The organism is Dietzia sp. NPDC055340 (genome assembly GCF_053645335.1).
The window spans coordinates 103,272-120,074 of record NZ_JBSHML010000006.1; the positions used below are offsets into that span (position 1 = coordinate 103,272).

At 71.3% G+C, this 16,803-nt stretch carries 18 protein-coding genes and 3 tRNA genes; 10 read left to right on the plus strand and 11 right to left on the minus strand.

Going from position 1 to position 16,803, the window contains the following annotated elements; all coding sequences use genetic code 11:
* Positions 1–14 precede the first annotated feature (14 nt).
* The 3 genes from ACWIFB_RS06090 to ACWIFB_RS06100 form a co-directional block, all read right to left on the minus strand.
* Positions 15–1,124 carry an acyl-CoA dehydrogenase family protein gene (locus tag ACWIFB_RS06090; RefSeq protein WP_454057640.1) on the minus strand — a complete coding sequence of 370 codons (1,110 nt, stop codon included), beginning with the start codon at positions 1,122–1,124 and terminating at the stop codon, positions 15–17.
* An 84-nt stretch (positions 1,125–1,208) separates the two neighbouring features.
* A complete protein-coding gene (locus tag ACWIFB_RS06095; protein WP_452098536.1) occupies positions 1,209–2,126 on the minus strand; it encodes an NAD-dependent epimerase/dehydratase family protein in 918 nt (305 codons plus the stop codon).
* Positions 2,126–3,355, minus strand: a complete 1,230-nt coding sequence (locus tag ACWIFB_RS06100; protein WP_454057641.1) for an aminotransferase class I/II-fold pyridoxal phosphate-dependent enzyme — start codon at positions 3,353–3,355, stop codon at positions 2,126–2,128. Before ACWIFB_RS06100 ends, ACWIFB_RS06095 begins: the two co-directional genes overlap by 1 nt.
* A gap of 171 nt (positions 3,356–3,526) precedes the next feature.
* Here ACWIFB_RS06100 and ACWIFB_RS06105 point away from each other — a divergent pair, with 171 nt between their 5' ends.
* The 4 genes from ACWIFB_RS06105 to ACWIFB_RS06120 are packed head-to-tail and all read left to right on the plus strand — an operon-like array spanning position 3,527 to position 6,214.
* A complete protein-coding gene (locus ACWIFB_RS06105; RefSeq protein ID WP_230928315.1) occupies positions 3,527–4,006 on the plus strand; it encodes a DUF2975 domain-containing protein in 480 nt (159 codons plus the stop codon).
* Complete coding sequence (locus ACWIFB_RS06110; RefSeq protein WP_452098534.1) at positions 4,006–4,254, plus strand: helix-turn-helix domain-containing protein; 249 nt, start codon at positions 4,006–4,008, stop codon at positions 4,252–4,254. Before ACWIFB_RS06105 ends, ACWIFB_RS06110 begins: the two co-directional genes overlap by 1 nt.
* Positions 4,251–4,433, plus strand: coding sequence for a hypothetical protein (locus ACWIFB_RS06115; RefSeq protein WP_452098533.1), 183 nt, complete (start codon positions 4,251–4,253; stop codon positions 4,431–4,433). Before ACWIFB_RS06110 ends, ACWIFB_RS06115 begins: the two co-directional genes overlap by 4 nt.
* 53 nt (positions 4,434–4,486) lie before the next feature.
* A complete protein-coding gene (locus ACWIFB_RS06120) occupies positions 4,487–6,214 on the plus strand; it encodes an acetolactate synthase (RefSeq protein WP_454057642.1) in 1,728 nt (575 codons plus the stop codon).
* A 103-nt stretch (positions 6,215–6,317) separates the two neighbouring features.
* On the opposite strand, the gene ACWIFB_RS06125 is transcribed toward ACWIFB_RS06120, so the two are convergent.
* Positions 6,318–6,391 (minus strand) — tRNA-Met (locus tag ACWIFB_RS06125).
* A 41-nt stretch (positions 6,392–6,432) separates the two neighbouring features.
* A tRNA-Thr gene (locus ACWIFB_RS06130) sits at positions 6,433–6,505 on the minus strand.
* Positions 6,506–6,663: 158 nt separating this feature from the next.
* Between ACWIFB_RS06130 and ACWIFB_RS06135 the strand changes: the two genes are divergently transcribed.
* On the plus strand, positions 6,664–7,386 hold the full coding sequence (locus tag ACWIFB_RS06135) for a glycosyltransferase family 2 protein (RefSeq protein ID WP_452098531.1): 723 nt from the start codon (positions 6,664–6,666) through the stop codon (positions 7,384–7,386).
* A 51-nt stretch (positions 7,387–7,437) separates the two neighbouring features.
* On the opposite strand, the gene ACWIFB_RS06140 is transcribed toward ACWIFB_RS06135, so the two are convergent.
* From ACWIFB_RS06140 to ACWIFB_RS06165, 6 genes are all read right to left on the minus strand, one after another.
* Positions 7,438–8,715, minus strand: coding sequence for a prenyltransferase (locus ACWIFB_RS06140; protein ID WP_454057643.1), 1,278 nt, complete (start codon positions 8,713–8,715; stop codon positions 7,438–7,440).
* The gene (locus ACWIFB_RS06145; RefSeq protein ID WP_452098529.1) at positions 8,712–9,086 is read right to left on the minus strand and encodes a lycopene cyclase domain-containing protein; all 375 of its coding nucleotides are present in this window, start codon (positions 9,084–9,086) and stop codon (positions 8,712–8,714) included. Before ACWIFB_RS06145 ends, ACWIFB_RS06140 begins: the two co-directional genes overlap by 4 nt.
* Entirely contained in the window at positions 9,083–10,738 is a 1,656-nt protein-coding gene (crtI, locus tag ACWIFB_RS06150; protein WP_452098528.1) for a phytoene desaturase family protein, read from the minus strand. The genes ACWIFB_RS06145 and crtI overlap by 4 nt, the downstream gene beginning before the upstream one ends.
* On the minus strand, positions 10,735–11,610 hold the full coding sequence (locus ACWIFB_RS06155; RefSeq protein ID WP_452098527.1) for a phytoene/squalene synthase family protein: 876 nt from the start codon (positions 11,608–11,610) through the stop codon (positions 10,735–10,737). The genes crtI and ACWIFB_RS06155 overlap by 4 nt, the downstream gene beginning before the upstream one ends.
* The gene (locus ACWIFB_RS06160) at positions 11,607–12,620 is read right to left on the minus strand and encodes a polyprenyl synthetase family protein (protein ID WP_454057644.1); all 1,014 of its coding nucleotides are present in this window, start codon (positions 12,618–12,620) and stop codon (positions 11,607–11,609) included. The genes ACWIFB_RS06155 and ACWIFB_RS06160 overlap by 4 nt, the downstream gene beginning before the upstream one ends.
* A gap of 198 nt (positions 12,621–12,818) precedes the next feature.
* Positions 12,819–12,900: transfer RNA gene (locus ACWIFB_RS06165), tRNA-Tyr, on the minus strand.
* 134 nt (positions 12,901–13,034) lie between these two features.
* Between ACWIFB_RS06165 and ACWIFB_RS06170 the strand changes: the two genes are divergently transcribed.
* The 5 genes from ACWIFB_RS06170 to ACWIFB_RS06190 all read left to right on the plus strand — a co-directional run bounded on the left by ACWIFB_RS06170 (position 13,035) and on the right by ACWIFB_RS06190 (position 16,771).
* Positions 13,035–13,529 (plus strand): YajQ family cyclic di-GMP-binding protein, encoded by a 495-nt coding sequence (locus ACWIFB_RS06170; protein WP_230928324.1) that lies wholly within the window; start codon positions 13,035–13,037, stop codon positions 13,527–13,529.
* An 81-nt stretch (positions 13,530–13,610) separates the two neighbouring features.
* Positions 13,611–14,021 carry a TOBE domain-containing protein gene (locus ACWIFB_RS06175; RefSeq protein WP_452098525.1) on the plus strand — a complete coding sequence of 137 codons (411 nt, stop codon included), beginning with the start codon at positions 13,611–13,613 and terminating at the stop codon, positions 14,019–14,021.
* Positions 14,018–14,785 carry a molybdate ABC transporter substrate-binding protein gene (gene modA, locus ACWIFB_RS06180; RefSeq protein WP_454057645.1) on the plus strand — a complete coding sequence of 256 codons (768 nt, stop codon included), beginning with the start codon at positions 14,018–14,020 and terminating at the stop codon, positions 14,783–14,785. Before ACWIFB_RS06175 ends, modA begins: the two co-directional genes overlap by 4 nt.
* A gap of 35 nt (positions 14,786–14,820) precedes the next feature.
* Positions 14,821–15,606 carry an ABC transporter permease gene (locus ACWIFB_RS06185; protein ID WP_454057702.1) on the plus strand — a complete coding sequence of 262 codons (786 nt, stop codon included), beginning with the start codon at positions 14,821–14,823 and terminating at the stop codon, positions 15,604–15,606.
* Positions 15,599–16,771, plus strand: coding sequence for a sulfate/molybdate ABC transporter ATP-binding protein (locus ACWIFB_RS06190; protein ID WP_454057646.1), 1,173 nt, complete (start codon positions 15,599–15,601; stop codon positions 16,769–16,771). Before ACWIFB_RS06185 ends, ACWIFB_RS06190 begins: the two co-directional genes overlap by 8 nt.
* Positions 16,772–16,803 lie beyond the last annotated feature (32 nt).

A 16,803-nucleotide genomic window follows, 5' to 3' on the forward strand; every position in this document is an offset into this window, starting at 1 on the left:
CACACGTATCGGAGTCACACGTATCGGAAGTCCTCGCCCTGCGCCCACGCGAGGAGCTTGTCGGCGGTCTCACGCCGCGACGGCGGGTGGTAGCCGAACACCTGGACGGCCTCGAAGGCGTACGCCAGCTCGGGATCCTGCATATAGGCGAACCCGCCCACGGCCTCGCGGACCCCGGACTGGACGCGGACCAGGGCCTCGCGCATCGACCAACGGACGAGCGCGAGGCGGGCGGACAGATCACTCCCGCGCTCGCCGGAGTCGAACGCGGCCGCCACGGCCAGCAGCGCGGTGCGCATCGTCTCCACCTCGGCCAGCACGGTCGCGAACAGCTTCGGGTCCACCGTGTCCCTGGCCGCGAGGGCTTCCACCAGGCGTGCGGCCACGCCGAGGTAGCCGGCGCTGATGAGCAGTCCGAACCACAGGTAGCCGGTCATCTCATGGACGTCGTCGGGGTCGTTCTCCGAGGTGAGGAACACCATGTCGGACTCGACCCGCACCTCGTCCAGCACCAGCGCGTCGCTCTCGGCCGCGGCCAGGACGGGCGCCTTCCAGAAGTCCTCGCGGGTCAGGCCGTCGGAGCCGTTGAACACCAGGACGACAGCCCGCTCGGAGTCGTCGACCAGAGCGCTGGCCACGAGCAGCGACATGGACCGGGACAGACTGCAGGGCATCTTGCGACCGGAGAGCACGTAGTCGTCGCCCTCCCTGCGCGCGGTCATCGTGGGACGGAACACGGACCCGCCGGGCTTGCCCTCGGAGAACCCGGACGCCATCACGGTGCGCTGCTCAACCAGGGAGCGGATGAGCTCGCGCTCGTCCGGCGTCGCGTCCTCGGCGGCCTCGAAGAGGGTGGCGCAGGACAGGTGATGCATGGTCGTCGCCGCCGCCAGCGACGGGGCCAGTGCGCCGACCGCGGTCTGGAACCGGACCGCCTCTACTGCTGTTGCGCCACGGCCTCCCAGTTCGACGGGAACGATCAGCCCGGTGGCATCGGTGGCGGCCCACTCGGCGATCGCGCTGGAATCGGGGCTCTCATTGGCCATCAGGCCCGCGGTGGACAGTCGTTCCCGCAGGCCCGGCGCGTAGTGGTCCAGAACGGCGTACTCGGTGGTCAGGGTCATGGGGTTCCTTTCGTTGGGTGGCGATCAGAGCTGATCGGCGTCGCTGGCCGATAGAGACCGCCTGCGGCCGGGGCTCGGTGGCGGTCAGCCGCCCGCGAGCATGAGTCGGGCGGCCTCGGCGCTCGTCCGTGCCGGTCTCCAGCCGGTGGCGTGGCGCAGGCGCCGGGACGTCGTGACGGGTTCACCGGGCGTCACCCAGTGGGACGAGTAGGGCAGCAGTCGGAGTCGGTAGCCCAGGTCCGCCAGGCGGCCGGCGAGTCCGAGCGGCAGGGGCACGCACAGCGAGCGGTTCCAGCGGCACATCTGCGCGACGGTGACCGCGTCCTCGGCTCCCACGTTGAACTCGCCGTCCACCCGGTCGCGGATCACCCGGACGTACGCGTCGGCCAGATCGTCCTGGTGGAGGAACTGGTAGTACGAGCGCCACGGTGTCGGGTAGGCGACGACCCGGGCCCGCATCGACGCCAGTCCGGAGTTGTCCATGTCCGGGCCCACGATGTAGGTGGGGCGCAGGACGGCCACGGCCATCCGGCCACCACTCGTGTGGCGCCAGCGGCGGATGTCCTCCTCGACCAGGGCCTTGTGGTGCAGGTAGTAGTGCTCGGGCCCCGCACCGATCGGGGCCGATTCGTCCAGGACCTCGGGCCCACCGCGGGGCCCGTAGGCGTTGACGCTGGAGGTCATCACGCAGATCGCGGCCCCGGCCGCGTCGGCCGCGCGGAGGATCCGGGCGGAGCCGTCCACGTTGACCCGGCGGGCCGCGGCCTTGTCCCTGGGCTCCTCCACGACGAACGCGCAGTGGATCACCGCGTCGGCGCCGGCCATGACCCGGTCGACGGGGTCGGTGGCCAGGTCCAGCGCCACCGTCTCGATACGCGGGTCGGACACCCGCAGCGGCGAGCGTGAGATCGCGACTATCGAATCGACCCGGCTCTCGGTGATCAGCCGTCGCAGGATCGCCGTGCCGAAGTCGCCGGAGGCACCGGTCAGCACGACCCGCATCAGGCCGGCGCCCCTACGAGTTCCGCGAGCACGCCGTCGATCGCCTCGGCGGCGTGCGCCAGCTGCTCCTCGGTGTGCTCAGAGGTCACGCACACCCTCAGGATCGCGCCCGACGCGGGGACGGCCGGGCTGACCGCGGTGCCGGTGTACACGCCGCGCGCCATCAGTCGGTTCCATGCCTCGAACGCCAACATGTCGTCGCCCACGTGTACCGGCACGATCGGCGACCAGTCGGCGCCGGCGTGCCCCGAGCCGCACTCGTGGCCGCGGCGCTCGAGTTCCGCACGCAGTCCCGTGGCCTTGTGCCGCAGAGCCTCCACGCGACGTGCGCCCTCGTCACTGCGGATGATCCGCACGGCCGCCAGCACGCCGGCAACCGTCGCGGGCACGGCCGCGGTGGAGAACAACATCGGTCGCGCACTGACCCGCAACCCGGCGATCAGCTCGCGGCTGCCCGTGATGAAGCCGCCGATGGAGGCGGTGGCCTTGGACAGCGACGACATGGTCACGTCCACGTCGGCCGAGCACTCACATTCCTCTGCCCAGCCGCGACGGTTCTGTCCGTAGAGACCGAGGGCGTGGGCCTCGTCGACCATCAGTGCCGCGCCGTGTTCGCGCGCCGACGCCGCGATCTGCGGGACCGGGGCCAGGCTGCCCTCCATCGAGTACAGCGAATCCACGACCACCAGGATCTGGTCGGCCCCCGACCTGCGGGCCGCGACCAGGGCCTTGTCGAGTGATCCGAGGTCGTTGTGGGCGAACACGTGGGGCGTCGCGCGGGACATCCGGATGCCGTCGCGGATCGAGGCGTGGGCGAACTGGTCCACCACCACCGCGTCGTCGGGACCCAACAGGGCGGCCAGCGTCCCGAGGTTGGTCTGGTAGCCGGTCGAGAAGCTCAGGCTCTGCTCGGTGCCGAACCAGCGGGTGATCTCGTCCTCGAACTCCTCGTGCAGCTCCATGGTGCCGTTGAGCAGGCGACTTCCGGTACTGGCCGCGCCGAATTCCCGGACCGCGCGGACCGCCGCCTCGACGACCTCGGGATGCTGGGCCAGACCCAGGTAGTTGTTCGACCCGAGCATGATCCGCTCGGTGCCGTCGTAGGTGGTCACGGTGCCGCAGCCGGACTGCGACGCGGCGAAGTACGGGCTCTGGCCGGCCGCGGTGATGGCCTCGAAGAGTTGCACACGGTCGTCGCCGTGCAGGCGGTCGATGATGGGGTGGTTCACGGAGGATCCTTTCCGTCGGGTTCTCGGGCTTCGCGACGGATGGACTGCCGGATGGGTGGGCCCGGCACAACTTTTTCCTTATGACCGCCCGGCCGGCGGCCCGACCACGTCCGATTCTCCGAACCGGGTGCCCCTATTGACTTTCGATAGGTATTTAGCGAGACTCATTGCATGAACATCGTCATTCGTGCGGTCCTACCGCTTCGGGCGCTCCTGGTCCTGCTGTTCGCGATCCTGCTGGTGTTCCAGACCATGTCGCTGCCCGGCCAGTTCGCCCACATGGCCGCGGAGCACCCTGAGAGCGCACATCTGCGCTGGCCGCTGACGGCCGTGACGGTCTTCTGGGTGCTGTGCATCCAGGTGGTGATCGTCGCGACGTGGAGGCTGCTCGGGATGGTGGTGGCCGACCGGATCTTCACGGTGGCCTCGTTGAAATGGGTGGACGTGATCCTCGGTGCGATCGTCGCCGCCTGGCTGGTGCTGGCCGGGGTGTTCCTGGTGGTGGGGTTCACCGCCGACGACCCCGGGCTGCCGCTCCTACTCCTGCTGATGGTGACGATCATCGCGGTGGCCGCGTTGCTGATGGTCGTGATGCGTGCGCTACTGCGGCAGGCGACCGGGCTGCGTACGGATATGGACGCGGTGATCTGATGCCCATCGTGGTGCGAATCGACGTTGAGCTGGCCCGACGCAAGATGAGCGTCGGCGAGTTCGCGGAGCGGGTGGGCCTGACGCCGGCCAACGTCTCCGTCCTCAAGAACGGGCGGGCCAAGGCGGTGCGCTTCAGCACGCTCGACGCCATGTGTCGGGTGCTCGACTGCCAACCCGGAGACCTGCTCGAGTGGGTCGAGGAAGACCAGAACGACGACAACGACGACGACAACGAGGTCGGTCGATGAAGGCGGCAGCGCGTTTCGTGGTGATCCTCATCGGCCTTCTCACGGTGATCGGTCTCGGGATCGCCGGGCTGATCCTCGGTGAGGCCGATGACTCCCCGGGGCTGCAGGCGATCGGGGTGGTGCTCATCGTGATCCCGGTGGTCGTCGCCCTGCGGACACCGCATACGCCGAAGCCCTGAATGTCGCATCCCTCAACTCCTACGGTGGAGGGGAGTCGACCAGGGAGAGAGCCGTGCGCCAGAACAGTCCGACCGACCAGAGCCGCCGGGACACCGGAACGGGGCCGTCCCCCGTCGGGGGGCACGGTGGCTCGCACGCCACGGCCGTGGCCGCCGCGCACGGGGTGCGGACCATGTTCACCCTGTCCGGCGCTCACGTCTTCCCGATGTACGACGCGGCCGAGAAAGAGGACCACGGCGTCTCACTCCTGGACGTGCGGCACGAGCAGACGGCGGCGTTCGCGGCCGAGGCGACCGGCAAACTCACCCGCTCCCCCGGCCTGGCGGTGTTGACCGCCGGTCCGGGCGTCACCAACGGGGTCAGCGCGTTGGCGCAGGCGACGTTCTCGGGAGCTCCGATGGTCATGATCGGCGGGCGGGCCCCGGCGGCGCGGTGGGGCACCGGCAGTCTGCAGGAGTTCGACCACGTGCCGGTCGTGCAGTCCGTGACCGTGTCAGCGGAGACCGCCCGAGACACCGCCGACATCGCCCCCGCCACCCATCGCGCGTTCACCGCCGCGGGCACCGCCCACCGCGGTCCGGCGTTCCTCGACGTGCACATGGACCACTTCTTCGATCGCAGCGAGTCGGTGCGGCCCGGCCCGGGCCCGGCCGACGACGGCTCCCCCGCCGCCGCGCCCGACCGCTCCCCCGACACCGACGCCGTCGACCGGATCGCCGACCTGATCGTGGGCGCCGAGCGGCCCGTGGTGGTGATCGGCTCGGACGTGTGGGCCGACGGCGCCGAGGAGGCGGCGCTGCGCTGCGTGGAGACGCTCGGGTTGCCGACGATCCCCAACGGCATGGGCCGCGGGATCCTGCCCGCGGGGCATCCGCTGCTGGTGACCAAGGCCCGCGGCCTGGCGTTCGGCACCGCCGATCTGGTGATCGTGGTGGGGACACCGCTCGATTTCCGGCTCGGGTACGGGGTGTTCGGCGGCAAGGACGACGCGACGCCCGCGACCGTGATCCACATCGCGGACTCCGAGAGCCAGCTCAGCCACCACGCCTCCCCGGCCGTGGCGACCGCCGGAGACCTGGGCCGGATCTTCGACGCGATGCTGGCGGCGGTCGAGAAGCGCCCCACGCGACCCGACCGGAGCAGCTGGACGGCCTCGCTGCGGGAGAAGGCGGACGCCACCCACGCCGCCGATCTGGAGCTGTTCTCCGCGAGCGCGGACCCGATCCACCCGGGGCGGATCTACGGCGAGCTGCTCCCGCGACTGGCCGAGGACGCGGTGGTGATCGGCGACGGCGGGGACTTCGTGTCCTACGCCGGCAAGTTCATCGAGCCCGCCCGGCCCGGCAACTGGCTCGACCCCGGGCCCTTCGGCTGCCTCGGCGCGGGGCTGGGTGCGGCGATCGCGGCCCGCATCGCCCGCCCGTCGAGCCAGGTGGTGCTCCTGCTCGGCGACGGCGCCGCCGGCTTCTCCCTCATCGACGTGGACACGCTCGTGCGGCACAATCTGCCCGGGGTGATGGTGATGGGGAACAACGGTGCGTGGGGCCTGGAGAAGGGTCCGATGCAGATGCTGTACGGCTACGACGTGATCGCCGACCTCGCCCCGGGAACCCGCTACGACGAGGTGGTCCGCGCCCTCGGCGGGGCCGGCGAGATGGTGACCGATCCGGCGCAGATCGGCCCGGCCCTGGACCGCGCGTTCGCCAGCGGGGTTCCGTACCTGGTGAACGTGATCACCGATGTCGAGGCCATGTACCCGCGCTCGACGTTCGGGGTGTGACCGGCCGCCCGATTTCCGCAACCCCTGAGGGCTGAAGGGGTAAGGGCCCGCGCCTGAGAAGACGAAAGCCGTCCACGGATCCGTGGACGGCTTTCGTCAGGAGTACCGGTGGGGGGACTCGATCCCCCGACCTCACGATTATGAGTCGTGCGCTCTAACCAGCTGAGCTACACCGGCATGCTCTGCTAGTCGGACGATCGCGCCGCCCGCACAGTGCGAGCCCCCTGTCGGAATCGAACCGACGACCTTTTCCTTACCATGGAAACGCTCTGCCGACTGAGCTAAGGGGGCGGGCCACATCGAGTCTCGGACTGTCCGTCCTCGGCTCGGTGCGTAAGCCTTTAGCAGATTACACACAGGCTTCGAGCGCACACAAATCGGCTGGTCAACGGTGGCCTACCCCGATCTGAGCGGCGGCTTCTCGCCGTCGGGGGTGGCAGAATGCTCGCATGCGCATCTCCGTGGTCGTTCCCGTCCTGGACGACGTCGATGAACTCCGCGGATGCCTCGCCGCACTGCTCGGGCAGTCACGACCGGCCGACGAGATCGTCGTGGTCGACAACGGCTGCTCCGACGACAGCGCGGCCGTCGCCCTCGCCGCGGGCGCGCGGGTGATCGAGGAGCCCGTCAGGGGCATCCCGGCTGCGGCGGCGGCCGGCTACGACTCGGCAACAGGCGATGTGATCGCCCGGCTGGACGCGGACTCTCGCCCCGGCCCCGACTGGCTCGCCCGGATCGAGACGGCCTTTGAGACGGACGCGGCGCTTTCGGCCCTCTCCGGGCCCGGCGAGTTCATCGGGCTCGAAGGATGGCGCGCTGCGGCGGCCCGGGTGCTCTACATGGACGCCTTCTTCCTGTCGGTCGGCGCGGCGATGGCCCACCCGGTGCTGTTCGGTTCCAACCTGGCGATGCGCCGCAGTGCGTGGGATCGGGCGCGCGATGGTGTCGACCGGACTGACCCCGAACTCCACGACGACATCGACCTGTCGTTCCAGTTCGGCGCCGCCGACCGCGTGGTCGTGGACCGCTCGCTGAGCGTCGGGATCTCCGCGCGCCCCTTCGACGACCCGGCCGCCATGCGGAGACGGTTCTCCCGCGCGTTCCGGACGATCTTCCGTAACTGGCGCACGAGCCCACCCTCGCAGCGGTGGCTGGAGCGCGCCCGGCGCTGAGAGACGTGCACGGTCCGGGCCGAGCGGAAGGGCCGGGCGGCGAGGCGGCGGTCAGGCCCAGACGAGAACCGACCAGAGGACGAGTTGGGTCACGCAGAAGCCGGCCAGCATGTTGAGCACGAGGAAGCGCTTCCAGCCCTCATTGGTCGCCTCGGCGGTCGAATCGTCGACCCGTAGGTAGGCGGCGACCGTCGCCAGGTACGGCAGGATCGCGAACGCCGCACCCGACGCGGGCCACGGCGCGCAGATCAGCAACACCAGGACGGCGGCGACGTAACAGGCCAGCGCGAACCAGACGGTGCTCCGCGCCCCGAGCACGGTCGCGACCGACTTGAGGTCGGCTTCGCGGTCGAAACGCACATCCTGCACGGCCCCGAACGCCTGGGACGCCGCGCCCCACAGCATGAACGCGACCAGGCACGCCCACACCCCCGCGGTGAGTTCGGCCCCGGCGATCGTCCACCCGATGATGGCCGGGGAGACGAAGTGGAATGCGGATGTGATCGAGTCCAGGAACGGGACTTCCTTGAACCGCATTCCTCTGGCGCTGTAGGCGATCACGGCGAACATGCTGGCCGCCAGCCACAAAGATGATTCCGCCGAACCCACCAGGACCAGGTAGACCAGGAACGGCACCGTCGTCACGGCCGAGGCCACGAGCGTCGCCGTGTGCCGCGACCGGTCGAGCACGGCGCCCTCGACCCCGCCCTTGCGCGGATTGCGTAGGTCGGACTCGTAGTCGAAGACGTCGTTGATCCCGTACATCGCGAGGTTGTACGGCACCAGGAAGAAGACCGTGCCGATCACCCCCACGAGGTCGAATCCGCCGGTGGCCAGGAGGTAGGCCAGCGCGAACGGGGCGGCGGTGTTCACCCACGACACCGGACGCGATGACCAGAACAGCGTGGTCAGCAGTGCGGGCGGCGCCGGCCTATCCGGAACGCTGTCCCGAACGCTGTCCGGAACGCCTGCCCCGGAGTCCTGCGGAGAGGTGTGTTCGTCGGCCACGGCCGCCGGCGTCCGCGCCGTGAGTACGGACCACACCGAGGGCACGAACACGGCGGCGGCGATCGCATACGAGAAGTCCTCGATCGGCGCCAGCCCGAGGCGCAGACCGCTGGTGAGGGCGTCGTCGTAGGCCACGAGACCGGCGGCGATCATGAGATTGTCGAAGATCGCGGTGAGGACGAGCAGCACCACCAGCGAGCCGCCGACGCCGAGCAACCACCGCCGTCGCTCGGCCCCGCGCAGTCGCCACAGGGCGATCGCCGCGGCGCCGAGCACCGGGATCGACATGGTGAGGTTGATGGTCGTGTAGATACCGGTCACGGGTGCTCCCCCGTTTCGTCGGTACGGGCCGGGTCGTTCCCTGTCCGCCGTGCGCGGAGGTGCTCGGCCGCGGCCGTCACCCCGGTCGCACAGACCAGCGCCAGGTACGACAGGAACGCCAGGAACACCACCTCTTCGACAGGGATCTCCGGCGCGATGAGCAGTCCGGTCATGAAGTCGGTCGTGCCGCGGAAGAACACACCGCTGCGCACGCCGAGTACGTCCCAGGTCAGGAACAACGCCACTGCGGCGGTGACGGCCAGCGCGGTGGCGGCCGGGGCGCGGAATGCGGCGAGACGCCAGCGGTGGTCGATCACGAGGATCCCCGCGAACGAGAGGGCCTGGACAGCCAGGTACGCCAGCCCGATCACCCGCTGAACACCGTGCCTCCGCCCGGCTCGGCCACCGGGGCGGTGCCGGTGTCGCCGCGCACGTGCTTGAGCACCAACTCCGCACTGATGAGGCACATCGGCAGCCCGATCCCCGGAATGGTCGAGGCGCCCGCGTAGAACAGCCCGTCGACGTGCCTGCTGACGTTGCGGGTGCGGAAGAACGCGCTCTGCGCCAGGGTATGTGCCGGGCCGAGTGCGGTACCGCGCCAGGCGCCCAGATCCGCCTCGAGATCGGCCGGCGCGATGGTGCGGCGTACGACGATCCGCTCGGCGAGGTCCGGGATGCCGGTCCAGTCGGCGATCTGCGCGATCGCCTGGTCGGCGGCCGCCTCGATCGTCGCGTCACCGGCACCGTCGACACCGCCACGCCCCGACGCGGGGTCGGCGGGGATCGGCACCAGGACGAAGAGGTTCTCGTGACCCTCCGGCGCGATCCCGGCATTCGGGTCGGTGTCGGTCGCGCTCGGCCTACAGACGTAGAGGGAGGCGGGATCGGGGATGTGCGGCTCGTCGCCGAAGATGGCGTCGAACCCCTCCTCCCAGCGCTCGGTGAACAACAGCGTGTGGTGCGCCAGCTGCGGCAGCTCGCCGCGCACGCCGAGCAGCACGAGCAACGCACCGGGCCCCGGCATACGCCGGTCCCAGTAGGACTGCGGGTAGGTGCGGAGGTGGTCCGGCAGCCACCGGGTCTCGAGGTGGTGCAGGTCCGCGGCGCCGACGACGAGGCCGGCCGGCAGCGTCCGCTCGGCTCCTGCCCGGTCACGTACCCGGACCCCCGTCACGGAGGGCCTTTCCGGGCCGGGGTCGGAGACCGTGAGGGCGATCGCCTCGGTGCCGGTGTGGATGCGCACGCCCTGCTGCTCGGCCACCCTCCGGACGGCCGCGATGAGCTCGGCGAAACCGCCGCGCGGGTAGAGCACCCCGTCGGCCAGGTCGAGGTGACTCATGAGGTGATAGATCGACGGCGCGAGGTACGGCGAGGAGCCCAGGAACACCGCCGGGTAGCCGAGGATCTGCTGGATGCGGCGGTCCCGGAAGCGGCGGGCCACGTACGACTGCAGCGGCTGGGCGAGCCGCGCGAGAAGCGTCCCCGCGCGGGCCACGACCTCCCGCCGCACCAGGGCCGGGTACGAGGTGAAGTTCGTGTAGAGGAACCGCCGCAGTGCGAGATCGTAGGTCATGCGGGCCGAGTCGAGATACTTCTCCAGGGCCGCGCCGGCCCCCGGCTCGAGAGACTCGAACAGCGCGGTGGAGGCGGCCCGGTCCGAGCGGACGTCGACCGGCTCGGACTGGTTCTCGAAGTACACGCGGTAGCCGGGGTCCAGGCGGACCAGGTCGAGCTGCTCGGCGGACGAGGTGCCGCAGAGTCGGAAGAAGTGGTCGAACACCTCCGGCATGAGGAACCACGACGGGCCCGTGTCGAAGCGGAACCCTCCGGACGACCAGCTACCCGCCCGGCCGCCGACCTCCTCGGTGGCCTCGACGAGCGTGACGTCACGGCCCTCCCGGGCGAGTAGCGCGGCAGTGGCCAGCCCGGCGATACCGCCGCCCACCACCACGACAGGACCGTCGGGGGCGACGGGTCGACCCCGACGCAGCCGCAGTCGCAGCCGCTCGAACTCACCACTCATCGGGACTCCCCCGACCGTTGGGAGACCCGGCGACCGGTGGCCGCGGCGCGGGCGATGATCTTCAGCTTCACCGCGTCGGGCACGCGGACCCGTCCGGAGCTCACTCCGGCGGCGCCCGCGGCGCGCAGCCGCTCGTTGAGCTCCGCGAACAGATCGTGCGCGGCCAACACCGCGAGGCGGTCCCGGCCGGGGATCCGGTCGATCGCGATGCGGGCCAGCCGCAGGTCGACGTCCACGTCGTCCGCCAACTCCCGGACATCGCGGTCGGTCAGTGCGAGCGGATCCCGACCGGGCAGATAGTTGCGGCCGAGCTCTCCGGAATCCTCACGGACGTCCCGGAGGAAATTGACCTTCTGGAACGCCGATCCCAGTGCTCGTGCACCGGCTGCGAGCTCGTCGTCGTCGCCCGATCCGCCACCCGCGAACGTCCGCAGGCACATCTCCCCGATCACCTCCGCCGACCCGTGGATGTACCGGCGCAGCGACTCGTCGCTGTGCACGGTGACGTCCAGGTCCGCCTCCATCGAGTCGTAGAACGGGTCCACCAGGCGCGCGCCGATCCCGAACCGGCGTGCGGTGTCGGCGAAGGCGTGGGTGACGGGGTCCGGGTCCAGCCCCTGCTCGATCGCGCGGTGGGTGCGGCGGCGTGCCTCGGCGATGAGCTCGCGCGCGGCGGCCGGGTCGTCCATCGCGCCGTCGACGACCTCGTCGGCGACCCTCGCCCACGCGTAGATCGCGGCGACATGCGGCCGGGTGGCCGGCGACAACAGTCGGCAGGCCAGGGCGAAGGACGTGGAGTAGCGGCGCAGCAGCACCTGCGCGCACGCCCGCGCGGCCTCGGTGAACTCCGCGTGCGGGTTCGTCGGGGTCATCGGGTCCTCTCCAGGGCGGCGGCCAGGTGGGGTGCGAGGGCGGCCCGGATCGCGGCCGGGATGGTCGGACGGTCCAGCGCGGTGCGGGCCGCGGCGACCAGATCCTCGGCGACCCGCTGCGCGTGGTCCCGGGCCCCGCACTCGTACAGGAGATCACGCGCGGTATCCGGGTCGGGGTCTCCGTGGCCGTGGCCCCCGAGCGCGGCGTCGATGCGGGGCCACGCGTCGGTGGTGGCGGCGAACGCCAGTAGGACGGTGGGCGCACCGCGCAGGAGATCGCCCTCGTTGGACTTGCCCGTCTCGCCCGGGTCGCCGAACACTCCCAGCAGGTCGTCGACCACCTGATAGGCCGTGCCCAGGTGAGCGCCCGCTTCACGCAACGACTCGACGGTCTGGTCCCCGGCACCTGCGAGAATCGCGCCCAGCACGAGCGGCAGGGAGACCGAGTAGGCGGCGGTCTTGGCCTGGCCGATCGCCAGGGCACGCTCCCGGCTCGGCGGACGGGCGTCAGCGGAATAGTGGATGTCGGCGTACTCGCCGGCCACGGAGGCCGCGACCGCCCGCTCGACCTCGTCGAGGACCCGGTGCACCGTCGGTGCGGGCACCGGCAGGCGTGCGAAGCCGCTCATCGCCGCGACAAGGAGCATGTCGCCTCCCAGCAGACCGGCGGCCCTGCCGACGCCCTCCGCGACCGCCGGGGCGGCGCCCCGAGCCGCCACCCGATCCCTCGTCCGGCCCTGGAGGTTGGACTGACCACGGCGGTGGTCGTCGCCGTCAACGACGTCGTCGTGGATGAGAAATGCCTCGTGGAGCAGTTCGAGCGCCTCGCCCACCGCGACCCGCACTGCAGGCTCCTCGCCACCGGCGGCGACGTACACGGCCTCGAGCAAAGCGGACCGTATCCCCTTGCCGGCGCGCGTCGTGGCGTCGAGATCCGCAACCCAGTCGTCGACGGCGGAGCCGAGCCCCGCTGGCACGTCACGCACGGCCATCCGAGGGACTGCGGGCACAGAACACAAGGTCATACCCTGTTATTCGGAGCGGAGGCGAACGCGGATGGGTCCTGACCGCGCCCAGTCGAGTCCGAGCCTGTCGCCACCCACGTATGCACGCCGCCAGCCTATCGCGGCGCGCCGCGGCGACCGCCAGCGCTGAGGGGGTGTCCCTGAAATGCACGAAGACCCCCGCTTGTGGCAGGGGTCTCCGAGTGCCAGATGATGGATTCGAACCAACGAAGGCTAAGCCGACGGATTTACAATCCGCTCCCTTTGGCCGCTCGGGCAATCTGGCGTGCACCCCGCAGGGCGCAGAGACACAGTACAACGCCCCGCCCCCCGGGTACCAAATCGGGGGTCTCCGGGGGCGGGTAACCTGGCCTGGATCGACCGCAGCAAGCCCCGCCACCAGTGAAGGAGAGAGCGTCCATGGCCTCGGAGTCCTCGTTCGACATCGTCTCGGAGTTCGACCGCCAGGAGGTGGACAACGCACTGAACCAGGCCGCCAAGGAGCTGGGCACGCGCTACGACTTCCGCGGCACCGACGCCGGCATCGAGTGGAAGGGCGAGGACGCGGTGGAGATCACCGCTAACACCGAGGACCGCGTCATGGCCGCCAAGGACGTGTTCATCGAGAAGCTGGTCCGCCGCGGGCTCAGCATGAAGGCGCTCGAGGTGGGCGAGCCGATGCCGTCGGGCAAGAGTTTCCGCCTGGTCGGCTCGCTCAAGCAGGGCATCGACAAGGAGAACGCCAAGAAGATCACCAAGCTCCTGCGCGACGAGGGACCCAAGGGCGTCAAGGCGCAGATCCAGGGCGAGGAGATCCGCGTGTCGTCCAAGAAGCGCGACGACCTGCAGACCTGCATCTCGCTGCTCAAGGGAGCGGACTTCGAGGTGGCACTGCAGTTCACCAACTACCGCTGACCCGCCAACCTGGCGCGCGGTTCCGCGGAAGCGAGCCCGACTCCCCCACCATTGCGCACCTGCGGGTCTAGAGTGAGCTTCATGACGCAGTTGCGAATCAGCGAGGCGGCCTCCCTGATGGGGGTCAGCGACGACACGGTGCGCCGGTGGATCGAACGCGGCGAGCTCACCGCGTCCCCGGACGATTCCGGTCGCAAGACCGTCGCCGGCGCCGATCTCGCCCGGCTGGCCCAGGAACGGGCCGCCGGGCGGGGCGCAGGAGTGGACGGTTCCGGCGACGCCGCGGTCAGCGCGCGCAACAGCTTCCGCGGCCTGGTCACGTCGGTGAAGTCCGACCCGGTCATGTCCCAGGTCGACATCCAGTGTGGGCCCTACCGCGTGGTCTCGCTGATCTCCACGGAGGCCGTGCGCGAGATGGGCCTGGAGGCCGGCTCTCTGGCCACGGCGCGGGTCAAGGCGACGAGCGTCGTGATCGAAGGCGCCCCGCAATGACGCGCCGATTCGCCGCCGCCGCGCTCGGCGCCGTCGTTGGGCTGTCCGCGTTGGCGGGCTGCGCCTCCGGGGGCGACGACGACACCGCGGCGTCGCAGACGCTGACGGTGTTCGCCGCCGCCTCGCTCACCGAGGCGTTCTCGGAGTTGGCCGAGGACTTCGAGGCGGCCAATCCCGGTGTCGAGGTCCGGCTCTCCTTCGACGGCTCCTCCGGTCTGGTCGACCAGATCGCGAGTGGCGCCCCGGCCGACGTGTTCGTCTCGGCGGACGAGACGAACATGGACCGCGCGATCTCCGAGGGGCTGGTGGCCGGCACGCCGGCGGTGATCGCGACCAACGACCTCACGCTCATCACCCCGCCCGGCAATCCGGCCGGGATCACCGGGCTCGACGGCTCCCTGGACGGCACCCGGCTCGTCGTGTGCGCCGAGGGCGTGCCGTGTGGCAACGCCACCCTGGCGCTCGCGGAATCCGCCGGGGTCGAGTTGCGGCCGGTGAGCGAGGAGACCAAGGTCACCGATGTGCGCGGCAAGGTCTCCTCCGGCGAGGCCGACGCCGGGATCGTCTACGTCACCGACGCCGCGACTGCGGGGGACGCGGTCGAGAAGGTCGGGATCAGCGGCGCGAGCGCCCATCCCAACCGCTACCCGATCGCGATGCTGGAGAACTCCCCTGCCCCCGACCTCGGCCAGCGCTTCATCGATTCCGTCACCAGCCCCGCCGGTCTGGCCGTGTTGGCCGGGTACGGGTTCGGCCCGCCGTGACCGGTCGGCGTGTCCGCAGCCCCGGCGTTGTGGCGATGCCGCTCCCGCGGTGGCTTCTCGTCGCGGCGACGGGCACCGTCCTGCTGATGGCGCTGCCGCTACTCGGCCTGGCGGTGCGGATCCCGTGGGCGGATGTCCCCACGCTCGTCGGGTCCGAGGCCGCGCGGGACGCGGCGCTGCTCAGCCTGCGCACGTGCGCGATCTCGACCGTGTTGTGCGTGCTCCTGGGTACCCCGCTGGCGGTGCTGCTCTCGCGCAGTCACGGCCCGTTCGCGGCGCTCGCCCGGACGGTCACCGCGCTGCCCATGGTCCTGCCCCCGGTGGTGGCGGGCCTGGCGCTGCTCATCACGTTCGGCCGCACCGGCGTGGTGGGCCGGCACCTGTCGGTGCTGGGCATCGAGATCGGCTTCACGACCGCCGCCGTGGTGATCGCACAGACCTTCGTGGCCATGCCGTTCCTCGTCGTGGCGGTCGAGGGCGCGCTCCGTTCGGTCGACGCTCGCCTCGAGCAGACCGCGTCCTCCCTCGGCGCCTCCCCCACCCGCGTCCTCACCACGGTGACGCTGCCGCTCGTGCTGCCCGCCCTGGTGGCCGGGGCCACGATGTCCTTCGCCCGCGCCCTCGGCGAGTTCGGCGCGACGCTCACCTTCGCCGGCTCGCTGCAGGGAACCACGCGCACGCTGCCGCTGGAGATCTATCTCAGCCGCGAGTCGGACACCGGGACCGCGCTCACCCTGGCCCTGCTGCTCATCGTCGTGGCGGCGGTCCTCATGGCCGGCTCGGCCGTCGTCGCGCGCAGGGCGGTGACGGGCCGTGGCTGACGCCCCCGCCCGGGCCGTCGCGTCCGCCGCCGTGCCCGCCGCCGAGCTCGACTGCAGCGTCACGGACCGCGACGTCGACTTGGGCCTCACCGTCCCGGCCGGGCGCCGCGTCGCGATCGTCGGCCCCAACGGCGCCGGCAAGTCCACGGCTCTGGCGCTGCTCGCCGGGCACCTGCGACCCGACTCCGGTGAGGTCCGGATCGACGGCCGCGTGGTCAGCTCTCCTCGCGCCCACCTGCCGGCCCATCGCCGCCGCGTGGTGACGCTCGAGCAGCGCCCCGGCCTGTTCCCCCACCTGTCCTCCCTCGACAACGTCGCGTACGGCCCCCGCGCCCGCGGTGTCCGTCGCCGGGACGCGCTCGCCCGCGCCCGCGCCGAACTCGATGCCGTCGGCTGCGCAGACCTCGCCGACCGCCGCCCCCACCAGCTGTCCGGCGGGCAGGCGCAACGCGTCGCCCTGGCCCGCGCGCTGGCGGTGGATCCGGAGCTCGTCCTGCTCGACGAGCCCCTGGTCGCCCTGGACGTAGAGGTCGCACCCGCGATCCGGCGCCTCCTCGCCGACCGCCTCACCGGCCGGGCCGTCGCGCTGGTGACCCACGATCCGCTGGACCTGTGGGCGCTGGCGGACGATGTCGTCGTCGTCCTGTCCGGTCGCGCCGCGCAGACCGGCACGGTCGAGCAGGTCCTCGCCCGCCCCGCGTCCGACTTCGGCGCGCGACTGGCGGGGGTGTCGCTGGTGGAGGGGACGATCGTCGACGACGACGAGGTCCACACCCCCGCCGGCGACGCGGTCACCGGGGTCCGTGCCGAGCCCGCGGACGGGTGGCGCAACGGCGGGCGGGCGATCGCGACGGTGGATCCGCGATCGGTGGCGATCCGTGCGGTCGGCGCGCCGGCGGGTCCGGGCGCGCTCGCGGGGAGCCCGGTCGACCTCGCCCACAGCCCGGCCGGCCCCGCCTCGAGCCCGCGGAATTCGTGGCCCGCGCGCGTGGTGGCGGTGGCCCCGGCGGGCGCGCTGACCCGGCTGACGGCAGAGCTACGGGACGGGCAGCGGGTGGATGCCGAGGTGACCAGCCGCTCGGCCGCCGAGCTGTCGCTCGCGCCGGGGTCGGACGTGATGCTGGTGGTCAAAGCCGCCCAGGTCGCGCTCTATCCGCGTCCCTGACGCCCGCCCGCCTCGTCGATCGCCTCTGGGGC

Coding starts and splice junctions, on each gene's coding strand:
- ACWIFB_RS06090 (WP_454057640.1), bottom strand. CDS start 1,124: ATGACCCTGACCACCGAGTACGCCGTTCTGGACCACTACGCGCCGGGC.
- ACWIFB_RS06095 (WP_452098536.1), bottom strand. CDS start 2,126: ATGCGGGTCGTGCTGACCGGTGCCTCCGGCGACTTCGGCACGGCGATC.
- ACWIFB_RS06105 (WP_230928315.1), top strand. CDS start 3,527: ATGAACATCGTCATTCGTGCGGTCCTACCGCTTCGGGCGCTCCTGGTC.
- ACWIFB_RS06110 (WP_452098534.1), top strand. CDS start 4,006: ATGCCCATCGTGGTGCGAATCGACGTTGAGCTGGCCCGACGCAAGATG.
- ACWIFB_RS06115 (WP_452098533.1), top strand. CDS start 4,251: ATGAAGGCGGCAGCGCGTTTCGTGGTGATCCTCATCGGCCTTCTCACG.
- ACWIFB_RS06135 (WP_452098531.1), top strand. CDS start 6,664: ATGCGCATCTCCGTGGTCGTTCCCGTCCTGGACGACGTCGATGAACTC.
- crtI (WP_452098528.1), bottom strand. CDS start 10,738: ATGAGTGGTGAGTTCGAGCGGCTGCGACTGCGGCTGCGTCGGGGTCGA.
- ACWIFB_RS06155 (WP_452098527.1), bottom strand. CDS start 11,610: ATGACCCCGACGAACCCGCACGCGGAGTTCACCGAGGCCGCGCGGGCG.
- ACWIFB_RS06170 (WP_230928324.1), top strand. CDS start 13,035: ATGGCCTCGGAGTCCTCGTTCGACATCGTCTCGGAGTTCGACCGCCAG.
- ACWIFB_RS06175 (WP_452098525.1), top strand. CDS start 13,611: ATGACGCAGTTGCGAATCAGCGAGGCGGCCTCCCTGATGGGGGTCAGC.
- modA (WP_454057645.1), top strand. CDS start 14,018: ATGACGCGCCGATTCGCCGCCGCCGCGCTCGGCGCCGTCGTTGGGCTG.
- ACWIFB_RS06185 (WP_454057702.1), top strand. CDS start 14,821: ATGCCGCTCCCGCGGTGGCTTCTCGTCGCGGCGACGGGCACCGTCCTG.